Source organism: Emcibacter sp. SYSU 3D8 (assembly GCF_039655875.1).
Classification (GTDB): Bacteria; Pseudomonadota; Alphaproteobacteria; order SMXS01; family SMXS01; genus RI-34.
In genome coordinates, this window is sequence record NZ_JBBYXK010000001.1 from 1188982 (window position 1) to 1206020 (window position 17039).

Below are 17039 nucleotides of genomic sequence, written 5' to 3' on the forward strand. Positions count from 1 at the left end.
ACCGGCGCGCCGCGGCACTGCGCCGGCGTAACGAGGCAGGCGCGCTATGCGCTTCGGCGCCCCGCTGCCGCGGCGGCGGCCTCGCCGAGTATCTTCTCGCGCAGCTTCGCCCGGTCGATCTTGCCGCCGGACGTGCGCGGAAACGCCTTGACGAACAGATAGCCGCCCGGGGCCTGCCCCGCGCCCAGCTTGTCGATGCAGTGGCTGTGGAACACCTGCGGGTCAGGCTTTCCGCTTGGCTGGATCACCGCGATGATGTCGGACGCGCCGGCACGGGTGACCCCGATCACCGCGACCTCGCGCACACCCGGATGCGACATCAGCGCCAGTTCGACCGTCGTCGGCATGACATCCACGCCGTGCCGCCGCACCACTTCCGAAACCCTGCCGCGCAGATAGACATAGCCGTCACCGTCGATGGCAGCCAGGTCCCCGGGATAGCACCAGCCGTCCCGGAAGCCCTCGAAGCGGCCTTGCGGCGCCTCGCTGATCACCTCCGGCGAGACGCCGGAGCCGCGGCACCTCAGATGGCCTGTCACGCCGGGCGCCACGGGCTTGTCCTCGGCATCGACGATCTCGACCTCGACTCCCGCGAACAACCGGCCGACGCTGTCGGCATGATCGAGCATGTCTTCCGGGCGCAGCACGCTGATCAGACCGCAGCTGGTGCCGCCATAGGCTTCCGCGAAATTCGGCGTGACCCGGCTGAGCATGCCGCGCTTGGTCCGCGCCGCCAGCGGCGAGCCCAGGGACAGGATGGCCCGCGCTTTGGGAAACAGGACACCCTCTTCCTGGGCGCAGGAAAGCAGGTCCTCGCACATGGCCGAGGTCAGGATCAGCACGGCGTCGTTCTGCGCCTGGATCGCGCGCACCAGGTCCATGAGCCTTACGAATTCGGGCAGCACCGTAACCCGGCCACCATTTCCCAGCCGGTTCATCAGGGTATAGAGAAAACCGCCGAAGCTCATGCTCGAGGTCAACAGAAAGTTGCCGGTCCCGTCATTCGAGAACACGCCGACCGCGCCGAGCGCCTCCAGGTAATCTTCCATGCGGCGAAGTTGCTGCGCGTGGCCGAGGGGATAGCCCTTCGGCTGGCCTGTGCTGCCCGATGACAGGGCAATGTCGAACGGTTCGAAGTCGTCGGGATGCTTGTGGTCGCCCTTGAACGCAGACAGCCCTTCACGCCAGTCCAGCCCCACATTCACGCTTCGGAGTCCGCCCAGCGACCGGGCCGGCGGTTCGACGAACAGCGTCCGGATCCCCAGCGTCTCGATCATTGCGTCGAACTTCCGGCCGGATTCGCTGGTGCTGAACTCGACCTTGGCCGCGCCGACGCGCATCAGCGCCAGCGACAGGATGATGTGGTCGATACTGTTGGTCATGCGCACGCCGACCGGATCGCCCGGCGCGATTCCCAGACTGTCCAGCCAGACGCTGGCGCGTCCCACCAGATCGGCCAGTTGCTTCCAGGTCAGCTTCCCGTAATCGTCGGCAAGCGCGATCGCCCGGGGCATGCGGACGGCGTGGTTGAAGATCGTGTCGGTGAAGTTGTTGAATGTGTCGGGCACGGCGGACTTCCTGTAGCGGCATATATGGCGGCCTGCGGCGCGGCGCGAGTGCCGGACCCTGGCCTGTTTCGCCCTGTCGCGGCATGCCGCCGCGAGGCAGTGACGTCTAGGTGTCGGCCCGGCGCCGCACCCCCTCCAGCTCCTTGACGACCAACGCCTTGACCTTTGCCCGGTCGATCTTGCCGGCGGCGGTGCGCGGCATCTCCTTGACGAGCATGAAGTGATTGGGCGTCTGCGCGTTACCCACCTGGTCAATACAGTAACGCAGCATGGCCTTCGGCTCCGGCGGCGGCATCGCGGCACGGACCACGGCGACGACCTGGGCATCCGCGCCCTGGCCGATGCCCAGCACGACCGCCTCCCGCACATCGGGATGGGACATCAGCGCCATCTCGACGATTGCCGGGAAGACCTGCACCCCGCGCCGGACGACGGCATCGGCCGCCCGTCCCTTGAGATGCAGGTAGCCCTCGTCATCGATGGCCGCGAGATCCCCGGAATAGTACCAGCCGTCGCGGACGCCCTCGAGGCCGCCGCCGCTGCCCGAATTGCCGATCAGATCGTCCGCAACCCCGCCTCCCTTGCACCGCAGGTGTCCGGCGACGTTCGGCCCCACCGGGCGGCCGTCGCCGTCGACGACCTCGACTGCAACGGTGGACAGCACACGGCCGACGCTGTCGGCGTGGCCGGGAATGTCCTCCGGATAGAGCGCAGCCACCAGGCCCGCTCCGGCATTGCCATACATCTCGGTGAAATTGGGCGTCAGCGACCGGATGGCGTCGCGTTTGGCCTGGGCCGGCAACGGCGTGCCGGTGCAGATGATGCAGCGCATGTCCGGGAACAGCAGGCCCTCGTCCGGGGCGCAGGACAGCAGCTCCTGGCACATGCCCGGCGTCACGATCAGGATTGCGTCCTCGTGCGACTGGATGGCGCGCACGAAGTCCAGCAACTTGGCGAATTCGGGCAGGATGACGATCTTGCCGCCGGTCACCAGCCGGGACAGCAGCCCGGTGAGGAAGCCCGAGAAACTCATGCTTGAGGCGAGCAGAAAGCTGCCGGAATAATCCTCCGAGACCATGCCGGCCTTGTGCCATGCCGGATACCAGTCCGCCAGCCGACCCAGGGTCATCCGATGGGTGCACGGCACGCCCTTGGCCGGCCCGGTGCTGCCCGAGGACAGCAGGATATCGCTGGGCTCGGGAGTCTCGGCGTCATGGCGGCAGTCACCCTTGAAGCCGGCCAGCATCCTGCGCCACCCCGCATCGATGGTAATGCAGCGGACGTTGCCGATGGCCTTGGCGGGCGGTTCGATGAACAGCGTCGTCACGTTCAGGGCCCGGACTGTGGCATCGAACTGCTTTCCGTCGCTCCCGATGCCGAACTCGACCTTGGCCGCGCCGATCCGCATCAAGGCGAGCGACAGGATGAGATGATCGGCACTATTGGTCAGACGGACGCCGATGGGCTGGCCCGCCTCGATGCCGAGGCTGCGCAGCCAGACGCTGGCCCGGCCGATCAGATTGGCGAACTGCTTGTAGGTCAGGCGGCCGGTAACATCCTCGAGCGCAACCAACTTCGGATGCTTCTCGGCATGGTCGAAGATCGCGTCGGTCAGGTTGGGGAAGGCAGGCACGTTGGTCTCACCGCGAATAACGAAAATCAGCCGGATAGTGCGTCAAGCGGCCACCGCCGCACAACCGGCATTTGGGCAGGCGGCCCGGCGGCATGGCTGCCGCGCCTATTGTCGCAAGACAAGGCGGTCGCCGCTCACCTGGTACCCGGAAAGCCGGTTGAGGAAGCTCATGCCCAGCAGCGAGCCCAGCATCTCGCCCTCGACCACCATGGCGTCGACATTGCGGAGATCGATGGGGCCGATGGCGACGCTGTCGAGCGAGACGCGCGCACCGCGGGTTGTGCCGTTGGCGGTGTTCACCAGATGATTGAAATCCCGCGGCGCCGGGGTGATCCCGAGCCGTTGGGCATCGGCCCGGCTGAGGGCGATTACGCTGGCGCCGGTGTCGACCATGAACATGATCTTCTTGCCCTCGACCTCGGCCTCGGCGAAGAAGTGACCGCCCTGGGCATAGAGCGTCACCGATCGCTCGGTCGGCGTGACGGTGGCGACACCCTGGGCAGGCAAGGCATTGCCCACGACCCGGTCCCGCGCCATCCCGAACTCACCCCGGAACGCATAGAGCAGCGCGATCGCCGAGCCAATGGCAACCCAGATCCCGATATGGCGGAGCGTGCGGCCGGGACTGTCGGCGAAACTGGCCCCCAGGCTTACAACCAGGATCGACAGCAGGGCGACGAGATAGACCAGCCGCGGCATTTGATCGCCGAGGCCGGCAGCCTGTTCGCCGATGCCTGGCGCATTGGGGAACGCGACCAGCAGTCCGACGACCAGACCGGCGACCAGCACCAGCAGGATCAGCGTCCAGAAGCAGCCTCCTCTGCCCTTCGGAGGCTCGTCGTAATGGTGTTCCCAATTGGGTTGCGGCGCCACCATTCTATTCCTTACCGAATACCGGCAGGACACTGTCCGGCACGTGGAGCTGTCGGCCGTGGCGAGCGGTAACGACCAGCACGCCACCCAGGAAACCGGCGGGAGCCGGCCCGGCACAGACCACCGTCATATAGACCGACCGGTCTTGATATGCACGTGCGAACGACCGGCGGCGCCGGTTGGCCAGTGGGGCGGCCGGTTCACGGCTTTTTGATCCCTGTTCATTGACCGCATCATTGCTTTCCGATGCCGAAGACCAGCAGAACATTGCCCGGCATGTGGCCATAGATGCCATAGCCCGAATTGACGAACAGGCGGCCATTCGCCACCACCGGCCCGGCCGCGCCACCGATCGAGCCGCCATGTGCCGTGGCGCCGCTGGTGGCGGTCACACCGGCAGTCGTGTCGTTCTCCCAGAGTACCTTGCCGGTCGCGCCGTCATGGATCCGCAGCACGCCGTCCATGCCGCCCGCCAGCACCATGCCCGGCATCGCGGTGATGGCGGCAGAGATACCAGGCTCGCAGAATTCACGGCCCTTGCAGACATCGACGGCCGGCCATTTCCAGGCATACTGACCGGTCTTCATATCCAGTGCATAGAGCCCCGGGCGGCGTTCTTCCGGATAGGTGCGCCCATCCTCGCCGTCGCTGATCGGCACATAGAGCACGTCACCCTCGGCAGCCATGCCGAAATGGATGCCGCCCTGGATGCCGCCGCGTCCCACCTTGGTATTCCACACCAGCTTGCCGGTGTCGGGGTCGAGCGCGGTGACCAGGCCCGATTTCTGGCCGCCCAGCACCAGGTCGCGGCCGTCGCTGAGCGACGCCAGCACGGTCGCGGCGCCAAAGTCGAAGTCGGGACCGCCTTCCTTCGGGCAGTTGTCCGGCGTGGCGCTGTCGCAGGACGTGTTCCAGGCATCGTTGGGCGTTGCCTGGTAGTGCCAGTTGACCTTGCCGCTTTCCAGGTCGATGGCGAAGATCGCGTCGCTGGTCAGGGTGGCCGGCGACGAATAGTTCTCGCCGGTGCCCACATAGAGCTGACCGCGCTTCTCGTCGATGGCCGGGCTGTTCCAGATCGGTGCGCCTGACGGGCCGTACATATCGGTGCCCGACCTGTTCTTGCCGGTGACGGCCGGGGGTGTCTCGATGGTGTAGGTCTGCCAGAGCTTCGCGCCCGAGGCGGCGTCGTAGGCGACCACGGATCCCCGAAACTTGCAGCATTCGAATCTGGGGTCCAGGGCGGGCGTGACCTCGAGCGACGATACCGGCACATACAACCGGCCGTCATGGAGCGACGGCGTACCGGTGATCGTCGCGTTGGGATGGTCATCCGCGCGCACGCGCCACAATTCGCGGCCGGTGAACGCCTCGACGCCGTAGACATTGCCGAGCAGGTCGCCGAAATACAGTGCCGGCCGGGCATCGGCATCGCCCGCCGTCCACGGGCTGATCGCGATGCCGGTGCGCACTTCGGCGGATGCGCTATAGGTCCAGCGCACGCAACCGGTCGCCTGATCCAGCGCGAAGACGGTGCCGTCATGGCTGCCGACGAACACCGCGCCGGCGGCCAGCGCCGGCTGGGAACGGGCACGCAGGGCGTCCGGATACGCGAACGCCCACAGCAGCTTCAATCCGTGCAGATCCTCGCGGGACAGGCCGGCCGGGAGCAGCCGCGTATTGGTGCGCTGCAGCCCCCAATTGGTCAGGGCCGGTGTCGCCGCGCGGTCGAACGCGGCGGCCTTGCCCGTACATGACGGCCCCGCCTGCGCCGCAGCGGTGCCGAAGGCGCGGGCGGCCAGGTATTGCGACACGTCGCGCTTCTGGGTGTCGTCGAGACTGGCTGCCTCGTCCTGCATCACGCCCACGGTCATGGCCCGGTAAATCGATTCGGGCGACATGATCTGCAGCATGGAGATATGCGGCGCCTTCGGGACCTGGCCGTCGTGGCAATTGGCGCACAGTGACAGGTAGACCGCCTTGCCGGCGTCGGCGGTGGCGGCAGGCAGCGTCATCTGTGCCGTCGCCGGCGCTTCCACCGGCGCTTCTACCGGCGCGGACACCGGCGGCGTCTCGTCGGACTTGCCGCACGCCGCGAGCAGAAGCGCGAGAACGCCCGCCACGACCAGACCCATTGACTTCGTCATCTTGATCTCCCCATACAGCCCGGATCGTGCCATGGCCGCACGAGGCCACGCAAGCGCGCGTGGCTGCTGGCGATGCCGGCTGGTTGCCCGGTTCAGACCAGACCGATACCCTCGTCCATCAGCGGCAGCTTGCGGATGCGCTTGCCGCCAGCGGCGACGATGGCATTGGTCAGCGCCGGCGCCAGCGGCGGCACGCCCGGTTCGGTGATGCCGCCGATCGGTCCGCTTTCCATGATATGCACGGAAACCGGGGGTATGTGCGCCATCAGCGCCATCTTGTAGGTGTCGAAGTCCTTCTGCACCGCCGCGCCGTCCTTGATGTCGATGCGGCCGAACATGGCAGCGGTCAGCGCGAAGACCATGCCGCCTTCGATCTGCGTCTCGATGCCCCTCGGATTGACCGCAAGGCCGCAATCCACCACCGCCGTCAGCTTGGTCAGCTTGATGGTTGCCGGGCTTGGCATGGTCAACTCGACCACCTGGGCGCAAATCGAGCCGAAGCTCTCATGCACGGCGATGCCGCGGCCGTGCCCGGCCGGAAGCGGCGTATCCCATCCGGCTTCCTTGGCCGCGCGTTCCAGCACCGCCAGATGGCGCGGATAGGCGGTCATCAGCGACCGCCGGTAGGCCACCGGATCGGCGCCGTTCTCGCGCGCCAGTTCATCGATGAAGCTTTCGATGAAGAAGGCGTTGTAGCTGTGCGGCACCGATCGCCAGAAGCCCAGCGGCACGCCGGCCTGGGGCATGGCGTAATCCAGCTTGAGGTTCGGCAGGCTGTAGGCCGGCGCATCGGCGCCGAAGACGGAAATCGGGTCGACGTCGTTCATGACCCGCGTCGGCGCCAGTTGCTCGGCGATCGAGGGCACCACCAGGCGGTTGTTCCACAGCGCCGGCAGGCCCGATTCGTCGAGCCCGGCGGTCAACTTGCTGATGGCGCAGGGCCGCAGCATGCCATGGGCCATGTCCTCGTTCCGGGTCCAGATCACCTTGACCGGCTTGCCCATGACCTTCGACGCCACGATGGCGGGGCGGATGAAGCTCATGCCGATGCGCCTGCCGAAACCACCACCCATATAGGGCACGTGAACATTCACGTTTTCGGGCCGGGCGTCGAACTCCTCGGCGATGGAATAACGCTCGCGGCCCGCGTTCTGGGTCGGCGCCCACACCTCGATCCTGTCGCCCTGAACCCAGGCCGTCGCGTTCATGGGTTCCATGGTCGCATGGTGCAGCAGCGGCACCTGGTAGGTGGCGCTGAAGCTCTTCTTGACCGACTTGGCGGCCGATTTGCTGTCGCCGCGGTCGACAGCCACCGCGCCCGGCTTTTTCAGCGCCGCCTGCAACAACGTGTCGATCTTCTCGCTGGAATTCTTGCCGCCCGGGCCCGCGTCCCACTGCGGCGCCAGCGCGGCCGCGCCCTTCTTCGCCGGCCAGAAACCAGTGCCGACAACGATGAAATAATCATCCTTGGGGATCACGCGCAGCACGCCCCGGATCGCCATGGCGGGCGCCGGATCGAGCGCCTTGAGCTTGCCGCCGAACACCGGGCAATGAACCACGGTACCGACCAGCAGGTCGGCCATGCCCACATCGATGCCGAATGATGCGGCGCCCGTGGCGTGGGCCCGCGCATCGAGCCGGGTTGTGGGCTTGCCCACGATCCGCCGGTCGGCGGCCGCCTTGAGCGCCACGTTCTGCGGCGGGGCCAGGGTCGCCGCGCCGCGCGCCAGGCTGCCATAGGTGGCGGTCTTGCCACTGGGATGGGAGACGGCCCCATTGCTCGCCGTACATTGGCTGACCGGCACGGCCCAGCGATTTGCCGCCGCCTGCACCATCAGCTGCCGCGCGGTGGCGCCAGCCTTCGACAGCGGCTCGAAATTGACCCGCACCGAACGGCTGCCCCCGGTGCCCATGGCAGCCGGCTCCATGCCATTCTCGGGGACCGCGTCGGCATGCACCACCTTGATCTTGCTCCAGTCGGCCTCGAGTTCCTCGGCGACGATCATCGGCAGCGAGGTCTGCACGCCCTGGCCCATCTCGGCCTGGTGCAGCGTGATGGTCACCGTGCCGTCAGGATCTATCTGGACGAAGGTGTTGAGCCGGCCTGGCTGGGCCGGCGCGACCAACTGGCCGAAGGCGTCGAATACCGGCAAGGAGACGCCGAGCACGAGGCCGCCGCCGGCGGCCGACGCGCCCTTGAGGAAACCACGGCGAGAGACATTGACGATTCTGGTCATGGCCATGTCCTACACCTGCCCCGAGGCGCGCTTGATGGCTGCCCGGATGCGGTTATAGGTTCCGCAGCGGCAGATATTGGTCATGGCGGCGTCGATTTCGGCGTCCGTCGGCTTCGCGCCGTTGGCGACCAGCGCCGCCGCGGTCATGATCTGGCCGGCCTGGCAGTAGCCGCACTGGGACACGTCCTTCTCGACCCAGGCATCCTGGAGCGGATGCGATCCGCCCAGCGCCTCGATGGTGACGATCTCCCGGTCGCCGGCATCCTGCACGGCGACGCCGCAGCTGCGCGTGACGACGCCGCCAAGGTGAATCGTGCAGGCGCCGCAAAGGCCCGCATCGCAACCATATTTGGTGCCGGTCAGGCCCAGATTGTCGCGCAGGACCCACAGCAGCGGCGTATCGCCGTCAACGTCGACACTGTGCTGCGAGCCGTTCACCTTGATCGAAAACGTCATGAATTTCCCAATCCCCCTCGTTGGCTGCCGTTATCACGCGCCCGTGCAGATCGTCCCCGTTCGAGCGAACGCAGGCTGCCTCGAAAGCGAAGTTAGAGTGAATTGTGGCATCCGCCAACTGCCCGTCTCGCGCCCGGCGCGTTGCCGCTGCTTTTACTGTCTCGAGACCCGTCCGCCAAGGTGCTGGGCGAGGAAATGTTCCATCCGGTCGGCAACCGCCTCGAACCGCTCCGGCGTGGCCATGGCATGGCCTTCGCCGGGCACCCACATGGTCTCGACCGGGCGGCCCAGCGCATGCAGCCGCTGGGCCATGCGCTCGCCGTGGTTGATGGGCACACGGTCATCCTCGGTGCTGTGGATGATCAGCACCGGATCGACGATTTTCTCGGCATTCTGCAGCGGCGACCGGCTGTCCATGTCGGCGACGGCACCTGGCCGGTCGGGGTTGCCGGCGAAAACCGTCCAGATACTGACAGTCGGCGACAGCCAGGCGACCAGGCTGGTGAGATCCGATGGACCATTGATGGAAATGCCGGCCACGAAGCGGTCCGGCGCCTCGGCAAGTCCTACCAGCGCTGCCCAGCCGCCATAGGATGCGCCGCCGATGGCGACATGGTCCTTGTCGACCATGCCTCGCGCAATGGCCCAGTCCAGCGCGTCGACCAGATCGGTGTTCATCTTGCGCGAGAATTCGCCGCGGGCGGCGGCCATGAACTTCTTGCCGTAGCCCGTCGAGCCCCGGTAGTTGACGTCGATCACCACATAGCCCCGGTTGGCGAGGAACTGGACCATGGGATCGAAGCCCCAGTAGCTGCGGGCGAACGGCCCGCCATGGACCCAGACGATCGCCGGCAACCGCCTGCCCTCGCCGCCGCGCGGCACCGTGACGTAGCCATGGATCTCCAGGCCGTCGCGGGCCGTGAACTGGAAGGGCTCGGTCCTGGCGAAATTTTCGGCGCGACGGCCGCGTTCGTCCTTGTGCAGCAGCCGGCGCTCGCCACTCTGCCGGTCGACAAGCCAGATTTCCGTGCGGCCTTCGTCGGACGCCACGTTGACGACCACCCGCCGCCCCAGCGAGTCCAGATCCTCGATGGACGCCACCGTCCGCGGATCATCACCCGCAAGATCGTGCAATGCGCTACCCAGCACCGCGTCGAAATAATGCGCGGCGCGCCGGGCAGGATAGGCTTCGGCGACCACCGGCCGATTCTCCGGACCGGTGCGCCAGACCCATTCCACGTCGGCATCGGGCTCGGCATAAAGCAATTTCTCACTGCCATCGGCGAGCGAGAACCGGACCAGCGCCACCTTGTCTCGTCCCCGGTTGGACAGCGCCAGCACGCCGCCGCCGATGATTCGGTTGCCGATGAACTGGAAAGTCTCCTCCACCGCCACATCGGCCTTTTTTACCCACGCGCCGCCACGCAGGACGTCGATCTCTACGCCACCGGACGGGACCCGCCTGGTGCGGGCGAACAGACCGGCGTCGCGCAGCGCGTGCCAGTCGATCACGTCTCCGGGGTTGCGGGCGATCCGGGTCTCCTTGCCGTCGCGCAGGTTGCGGCGATAGACGTCCATCAGGTCGCGGTCGCGCCGGTTGTCGCTGACCACCAGATCGGCGCCCCAATATTGTTCGACCTCGGTGGTCACGCTCTCCGGCGACAGCGGCAGCGGCAGCGGGTTGGGGTCCTCCAGCCTGACCGCATAGGTCCGGAAGTGCTCGTTGCCCATGGTGTCGACGTCGAGGAACAACGTGGTCGCGCCCGGCCCCCAGCTGATGTCCTGCGGCTTCATGGGCAGCTCGATGGTCCGCCGCTGACGCGTCGCCAGCGTCTCGATCAGCAGCCGCGTGCGATGGGCCTGGCCCGGCTCCAGCCAGGCGAGCAATGCGCCGTCATCGGACAGACGCCAGGCGAACGGCTCGCGCCGCTCGCCGAACAGTTCCTGGCGCGTCAGGATCGGCGGCAGGTGGATCTGAGCCAGCGCCGGATGGGACGCCGGGGTTTCCACATAGGGGTCGTCCCGGGAGCACGCGACGAAGGTAACCGCCGCCGCGCCGAGAAGCGGGCCAAGCCAGTAGATGAGGCCACGCTTTCTCGTCAATCGGGTCGCCTAGCGTTCTACCCGCATCGACGCGCCCAGATGGGTACCGGCGTCGACCAGGAGGGTTTCACCCGTCGTATGGCGGGCGCTCAGCGCGAAATAGACGATCGGCTCGGCCACCTCGGCCGGCGTGCTGGCTTCCTTGAGCGGATTGGCCTTCGCCACCGACGCGCGCAGCTTCTCGAAGGTCTCGTCGCCCAGTCCGCTGCGCAGCCAGCGCGTGTCGATGAAGCCCGGGCACACCGTGTTGACCCGGATCTCCGGCCCCAAGGCGCGGGCGAGTGACATGGTCATGTTGTTGAGCGCGCCCTTCGAGGCGGCATAGGCGATCGAGCTGCCGACGCCGCGAACGCCCGCCAGCGACGACACGTTGACCACCGAACCGGCGCCCTGCTTCTGCATGGCGGGCGCGACCGCGCGGGTCATCTGGTAAGGGCCGATGACGTTGACCGCGTAAATGCGCTGGAAGTCCTCGGCGGTCAGGCCTTCGAGGTCGTGATGCGCGACGAACTTGGAGGTGCCCGCATTGTTGACCAGCACGTCGACACGCCCCCACTTGTCGAGCGCGGCCTGCGCCATGCGGCGGCAATCGGCATCGACCGACACGTCGGCCTGGACCATCAGGGTCTCGGCGCCCAGCGCCTTGCAGGCCGCCTCGGCTTCCTTCGCCTCGGCCTCGCTCTTGGTGTAGTTGATCACCACGTTGCAGCCGCGCTCGGCCAGCTGCCGCGCAACTTCCGCGCCGACACCCGTCGCCGAGCCGGTGACGATCGCGACCTTCCCCTTGCCGTCCATCAGGCCCCTTCCCTTGTCCGCCGCAGTGCGGATCCGATTCTGTTGAGATTGACCAGCAGGTATACCGCCGAAACCAGATTGCCAACGATGAATAATGCAACGATCCACGGGGCCGCGCGCAGCACAGACCCTTCCGCCAGCCCGATGATCACGGAAAAAAGCAGGAAGCCAAAGGTCAGGTCAGCCATGCCCAGCGCCACCCACGGATCGGCGGTAAACGCGCCCCAGTCCAGCGGCGCGCCGGTCGAATATGCCCAGACTCCGACTCCAAGAAAAAACAGGATTCCCAGTGCGACGATCAATCTGGCCATGCCGGCATATCCTTCCCCGGTTGCACGATCACTCTAGGAGCAGCTGACCGGCCGGTAAATCGGCAAACACCCGGTCACCGTCCGGTTCGCTTGACAGACCTTCGGATGACCACCATTAATTTCACCTAACGAACGTTAGTTAGTGAATCCAGATGTCCACCCAGACCACCGCCGATTGCACCAGCCGGGAGCGGATCGCCGCCGTTGCCGCACCCCTGTTCGCCGAACGCGGCTTCGCTGCCGTGTCCATGCGCGACATCGCCCAGGCTGCCGGCATGCGGGCGGCCAGTCTCTACAACCACTATCCCGACAAGGAGGCGCTCTATCTTGCCGCGGTCAAGGAGGTGTTCAGTCGCCGGGTGACGCTGATCGAGCAGGCGCTGCAGGCGGGCGGATCGCCGCGCGAGAGGCTGAAGTCCCTGTTGTCGGCGCTGGTCGAGGCCAATGCGGGTGATCCCGTCGCGGCGCGGTTGCTGCAGCGGGAATTGCTGGATGGCGACGTGAAACGGCTTGAACGCCTGATCAGCGATATCTTCGCCCGCCCCTTCACCCACATGACGGCACTGCTGGCAGAACTGGCGCCTGGCGGCAGCCCCGTCCGGACGGCGGCCTATCTGATCTCGCTGATCCACGGCTATTGCGTGTTCGCGCCGATCCTCCCGGCGCTCGATCCGTCACTGACGACAGACACCGGAGTCCTGGCCGACGATCTTGCCGAGGAACTTCTCAGGCAAATGGTGTAGCCATGAAACTTCCGATCGCCATGATCGCCGCCGTCCTGCTCGCTGCCTGCGGCAACGGGCAGTCGGCAACGGCGCCCGAGGCAGAGCCGCTTCACCTCACGGCGATTCCGGTGCGCGAGCAGGACGTGGTCAACCCCATCCTGGCTACAGGCGAGATCCACGCCGACAAGATCACCGAGATCAAGCCCCGGGTCGACGGCACCATCGACGCCGTTTTCGTCGACGTGGGCGACCACGTGACCCTGGGCCAGCCGCTGTTCCGGACACGCCAGGCCGACTACCGCAACCGGCTGGCCGAGCACGAACAAGCGCTGGCGCTCGCCCAGGCCGAACTGAAACAGGCGTCGGGCGACCTTGAACGCGCCGTGTCGCTGCGCGGCAAGGGCGTCGTTTCCCAGGGCCGCATGGACGAGGTGCAGGCGCGTTTCGACACCGCCCGCGCCCGGCTCGGGATGGCCGACGCCTCATTGGCCCAGGCCCGGCAGAACCTGGCGGACGCCACCGTCACCGCCCCCTATGACGGCATCGTCACCGGGCGTTACGTCGATGAAGGCACCATGATCCAGGTCGCCACATCGAACACGCCCGTGGTGGAAATCGCCAAGCTCGATACGGTCGAGGTGATCGCCCAGGTGGCCGCCGCCCATCTGCCGCGGCTGCGTCCCGACACACGGGTAACCGTCGCCGTCGAAGGCGTTCCGGCGCCGATCGATGCAATGTTGGGCGTGATCAACGACAAGGTGGATGCCAGCACCAGAAGCGTGGAAATCAGGCTCCACCTGCCCAATCCCGATCTTGCCATCAAGCCCGGTCTGTTCGCCAAACTGACCCTGCATCCCGCGCCGAGGCGCGCGGCGGTGATCGAGCGCACGGCACTGCTCGGCCCGGCCGGAGACACCTACGTCTATGTCGAGCAGGACAATGTGGCCAGCCGCAGGGCGGTCCAGGTCCGCGATGTGGACGCGGCGCTGGTCGAGGTGTTGTCGGGCCTCATGCCGGGAGACTCGGCGCTGGCCGGCCCGGCGCTCGCCCAGGTCAAGGACGGCTCGCCCGTCATCGTGGGGAAAACGGCCGATGGGTCTCGCTGACTTCTGCATAAGGCGACCCGTCTTCGCGGTCATGCTGATCGCGGGACTGGTGGCGCTGGGCATGCTGTCGCTCGGCCGGATCGGCATCGACCTGTTTCCCCGCGTGGAATATCCGTTCGTCGCCGTCTCGACCGTGCTGGAAGGCGCGACACCCGAGACCGTCGAGACCGAGATCACCGACCCGATCGAGGAAAAGCTCAACACCATCGCCGGGATCAAGACCATGCGCTCGGTCAGTTCCGAGGGGCTGAGCCAGATCTTCATCGAGTTCGAACTGTCCGAGAACGTCGACACCAAGAGCCAGGAAGTCCGCGACAAGATCGCCCTGGCCCGCGGCGACATTCCCAAGGAGACCGAGCCGCCCATCGTCGACAAGGTGGACCCTGATTCCGAGCCGATCATGTCGGTGCTGGTGGCCGGCGACCTGCCGATCCGCGACCTGACGCTATATGCCGACAACACGGTCAAGGAGGCGCTGCAGCGCATTCCCGGCGTCGGCTCGGTGGAACTGGTCGGCGGCCGCGACCGCGAGGTCCGGATCTGGCTCGATATCGACCGGCTGCGCGGCTTCGGCGTCTCGGCGCAGCAGGTGATCGCGGCTATCGGCTCCGAACACGCCGAAATCCCCGGCGGCCGCATGGAATCGGGCGGCGGCATCCGCGAGTTCTCGGTCAAGACCAAGGGCGAGGTGGAATCCGTCGCCGAATTCGGCAATGTCGCGGTCGCCTTCCGCGAAGGCTCGCCGATCTGGCTGCGCGATGTCGCCCGTGTCGAGGACGGCATGGAGGACGAGCGCACCTATGCCGAACTGGGCGGTCAGCGCGGCGTGTCGCTGGAGATCAGGCGCCAGTCGGGCAAGAACACGGTGTCCGTTGCCGAGGCGGTGCGCGAGGCGCTGGGCGATTTGCAGGCGCAAGCGCCCGCGGGTATTCGCATGGTCATCGCCAAGGACGTGGCCCGGTTCATCCAGTCGTCGATCCGCGATGTCACCATGGACATGATCCTGGGCGGCCTGCTGGCGGTGATCATCACCTTCCTGTTCCTGCTCAACCCGCGCAGCACGATGATCGTCGCCATCGGCATTCCCACGGCGATCGTGTCGACCTTCTTCGCGTTCTACGTCTGCGGCTTTACCCTCAACATGCTGACCATGATGGCGTTGTCGGTATGCGTGGGCCTGCTGGTCGACGACGCCATCGTCGTGGTGGAGAGCATTCACCGGCTGATCGAGGAAGGCATGCCTCCCAGGGAAGCGGCCTCCGAGGGTGTCCGCCGGGTCGGCGCGGCCGTTCTGGCCGGGACACTGACGGTGATCGGCGTTTTCGTGCCCATCGCCTTCATGGAAGGCCTGGTCGGCTCATTCTTCTTCCAGTACGGGCTGACCGTGTCGTTCGCGGTGGCGGTGTCGTTCCTGGTGTCGATGACCCTGACTCCCATGCTGAGCTCGCGCTTCCTTGCCAAGCATGACGATCATGCCGGCCTGCTGCAGCGTATCGAGGGGCTCCATGTAAGAATGGAGCACGCCTATGGCCGGATGCTCGACGCCACCCTGCGCCGCCGCTGGATCGCCATAACCGCGCTGTTCGTCGCGGTGGTACTGGGCGTCCTGGTCGCCGGGCAGGTGCCCAACGAATTCATGCCGCAGACCGACCGCAGCGAGTTCACTGCCGAGATCGAGCTGCCGCTGGGCGCCGGCATCGAGCAGACCCGAAAGGTGGCGCAGGTCATTGCCCGCGACGTGGAGAAAATCGAGGGCGTCGCATCGGTGTTCCTGACCGTCGGCGCCGGCGTCCAGAACAAGGTGAACAAGGCCAGCTTCTATGTGGGCCTGACGCCCAAGCACGACCGCGACCTGTCCCAGTTCCAGATCATGGACAAGGTCCGCACCGCCATGCGCCGGCACAGCGGCCTGCTGAAATCGGTGAAACTTGCCGAGATTCCCTGGGTTTCCGGGGGTGCTGGCGCGGCTCAACCCATCGACCAGATGTTCCAGGGACAGGACCTGCACGAGTTGGACCGGCTTGCCCAGGAATTGGCGGCGCAGATGCGTCCCCTGCCCGTCTTCCAGGACGTCAAGACCTCGTTCGAGGCCGGCAAGCCCGAGCTTCAGGTGCACGTCGACCGGCAGACCGCGGCCGATCTGGGCGTGTCGGTCGACCGGCTGGCCGGCACGGTCCGCGCGCTGGTCGGCGGCGTCGACGTCGGCACCTACCAGGAGGGCGGCGAGCGCTTCGACGTCAGGGTACGGCTGGAGGAAGGACAGCGCGACGACCTGTCGCGGCTGAGCCTGCTGCAGATCCCCAATGCCCGGGGCAACCTGGTCGATCTCGACAACGTGGCCAGCCTCACCATCGGCAACGGGCCGGTCGAGATCACCCGCATGAACCGCAGCCGCATGGTCGAGGTGACCGCCGCCAACAGCACCGGTGTCACGCTCGGACAGTCCGACGCCGAGTTGAGCCGGCTGGTATCGGAAATGGACATCCCCGAGGGCTATACCGTTCGGTCGGAGGGCATGGTCAAGACCATGAAGGAATCGACGGCCGCCATCGGCTTCGCCTTCCTGATGGCTCTGCTGGTGATCTACATGGTGCTCGCCAGCCAGTTCGACAGCTTCCTGCAGCCGGCGATCATGATGCTCTGCGCCCCGCTCGCCTTCATCGGTGCGTTCCTGCTGATCTGGCTGGACGGCAGCGGCCTCAGCCTTTTTGCCCAGATCGGCCTGATCGTGCTGATGGGCCTGGTGATGAAGAACGGCATTCTGCTGGTGGAATACGCCAACCAGTTCCGTGCCCGCGGCATGGACGCGGCGGCGGCCATGCGCGCCGCCGCCCCGCTCCGGCTGCGGCCGATCCTGATGACCGCGCTGTCGGCCGTCTTCGGCATGGTGCCGATTGCCATCGCGACCTCTGACGGCGCCGAGTGGCGCCGGCCCATGGGCGTGCTGGTGATCGGCGGCCTGTTGTCCTCGACATTCCTGACGCTGCTGATCGTCCCCGTCGCCTATACGCTGATGGCAGACGCCGGCACGCCTGTGAAACGGCTGGCGCGCCGGCTGCTGGGCCGGCGCCCGGCCGCGGCGGAATGA

The 17039-nt window shown here is 66.7% G+C and carries 12 protein-coding genes; 3 read left to right on the forward strand and 9 right to left on the reverse strand.

Going from position 1 to position 17039, the window contains the following annotated elements; translation table 11 throughout:
* Positions 1 to 44 precede the first annotated feature (44 nt).
* The 9 genes from WJU21_RS05575 to WJU21_RS05615 all read right to left on the reverse strand — a co-directional run bounded on the left by WJU21_RS05575 (position 45) and on the right by WJU21_RS05615 (position 12120).
* On the reverse strand, positions 45 to 1568 hold the full coding sequence (locus tag WJU21_RS05575; RefSeq protein ID WP_346322379.1) for a class I adenylate-forming enzyme family protein: 1524 nt from the start codon (positions 1566 to 1568) through the stop codon (positions 45 to 47).
* 106 nt (positions 1569 to 1674) lie between these two features.
* Entirely contained in the window at positions 1675 to 3201 is a 1527-nt protein-coding gene (locus WJU21_RS05580) for a class I adenylate-forming enzyme family protein (protein WP_346322380.1), read from the reverse strand.
* 105 nt (positions 3202 to 3306) lie between these two features.
* Positions 3307 to 4077, reverse strand: coding sequence for a TIGR02281 family clan AA aspartic protease (locus WJU21_RS05585; protein WP_346322381.1), 771 nt, complete (start codon positions 4075 to 4077; stop codon positions 3307 to 3309).
* Between the two features lie 230 nt (positions 4078 to 4307).
* Positions 4308 to 6218 (reverse strand): PQQ-binding-like beta-propeller repeat protein, encoded by a 1911-nt coding sequence (locus WJU21_RS05590; RefSeq protein ID WP_346322382.1) that lies wholly within the window; start codon positions 6216 to 6218, stop codon positions 4308 to 4310.
* Between the two features lie 92 nt (positions 6219 to 6310).
* On the reverse strand, positions 6311 to 8461 hold the full coding sequence (locus WJU21_RS05595) for a molybdopterin cofactor-binding domain-containing protein (protein ID WP_346322383.1): 2151 nt from the start codon (positions 8459 to 8461) through the stop codon (positions 6311 to 6313).
* 3 nt (positions 8462 to 8464) lie between these two features.
* Positions 8465 to 8911 carry a (2Fe-2S)-binding protein gene (locus tag WJU21_RS05600; protein ID WP_346322384.1) on the reverse strand — a complete coding sequence of 149 codons (447 nt, stop codon included), beginning with the start codon at positions 8909 to 8911 and terminating at the stop codon, positions 8465 to 8467.
* A gap of 153 nt (positions 8912 to 9064) precedes the next feature.
* Positions 9065 to 11014: a S9 family peptidase gene (locus WJU21_RS05605; protein ID WP_346322385.1), complete on the reverse strand. Its 1950-nt coding sequence runs from the start codon at positions 11012 to 11014 to the stop codon at positions 9065 to 9067.
* A 9-nt stretch (positions 11015 to 11023) separates the two neighbouring features.
* A complete protein-coding gene (locus WJU21_RS05610) occupies positions 11024 to 11809 on the reverse strand; it encodes a glucose 1-dehydrogenase (protein WP_346322386.1) in 786 nt (261 codons plus the stop codon).
* Complete coding sequence (locus WJU21_RS05615; RefSeq protein WP_346322387.1) at positions 11809 to 12120, reverse strand: hypothetical protein; 312 nt, start codon at positions 12118 to 12120, stop codon at positions 11809 to 11811. Before WJU21_RS05615 ends, WJU21_RS05610 begins: the two co-directional genes overlap by 1 nt.
* Positions 12121 to 12272: 152 nt before the next feature.
* Here WJU21_RS05615 and WJU21_RS05620 point away from each other — a divergent pair, with 152 nt between their 5' ends.
* Genes WJU21_RS05620 through WJU21_RS05630 form a run of 3 tightly spaced genes read left to right on the forward strand, consistent with a single transcriptional unit; the run spans position 12273 to position 17039 of the window.
* A complete protein-coding gene (locus WJU21_RS05620; RefSeq protein ID WP_346322388.1) occupies positions 12273 to 12863 on the forward strand; it encodes a TetR/AcrR family transcriptional regulator in 591 nt (196 codons plus the stop codon).
* A gap of 2 nt (positions 12864 to 12865) precedes the next feature.
* A complete protein-coding gene (locus WJU21_RS05625) occupies positions 12866 to 13951 on the forward strand; it encodes an efflux RND transporter periplasmic adaptor subunit (protein WP_346322389.1) in 1086 nt (361 codons plus the stop codon).
* The gene (locus WJU21_RS05630) at positions 13938 to 17039 is read left to right on the forward strand and encodes an efflux RND transporter permease subunit (protein WP_346322390.1); all 3102 of its coding nucleotides are present in this window, start codon (positions 13938 to 13940) and stop codon (positions 17037 to 17039) included. Before WJU21_RS05625 ends, WJU21_RS05630 begins: the two co-directional genes overlap by 14 nt.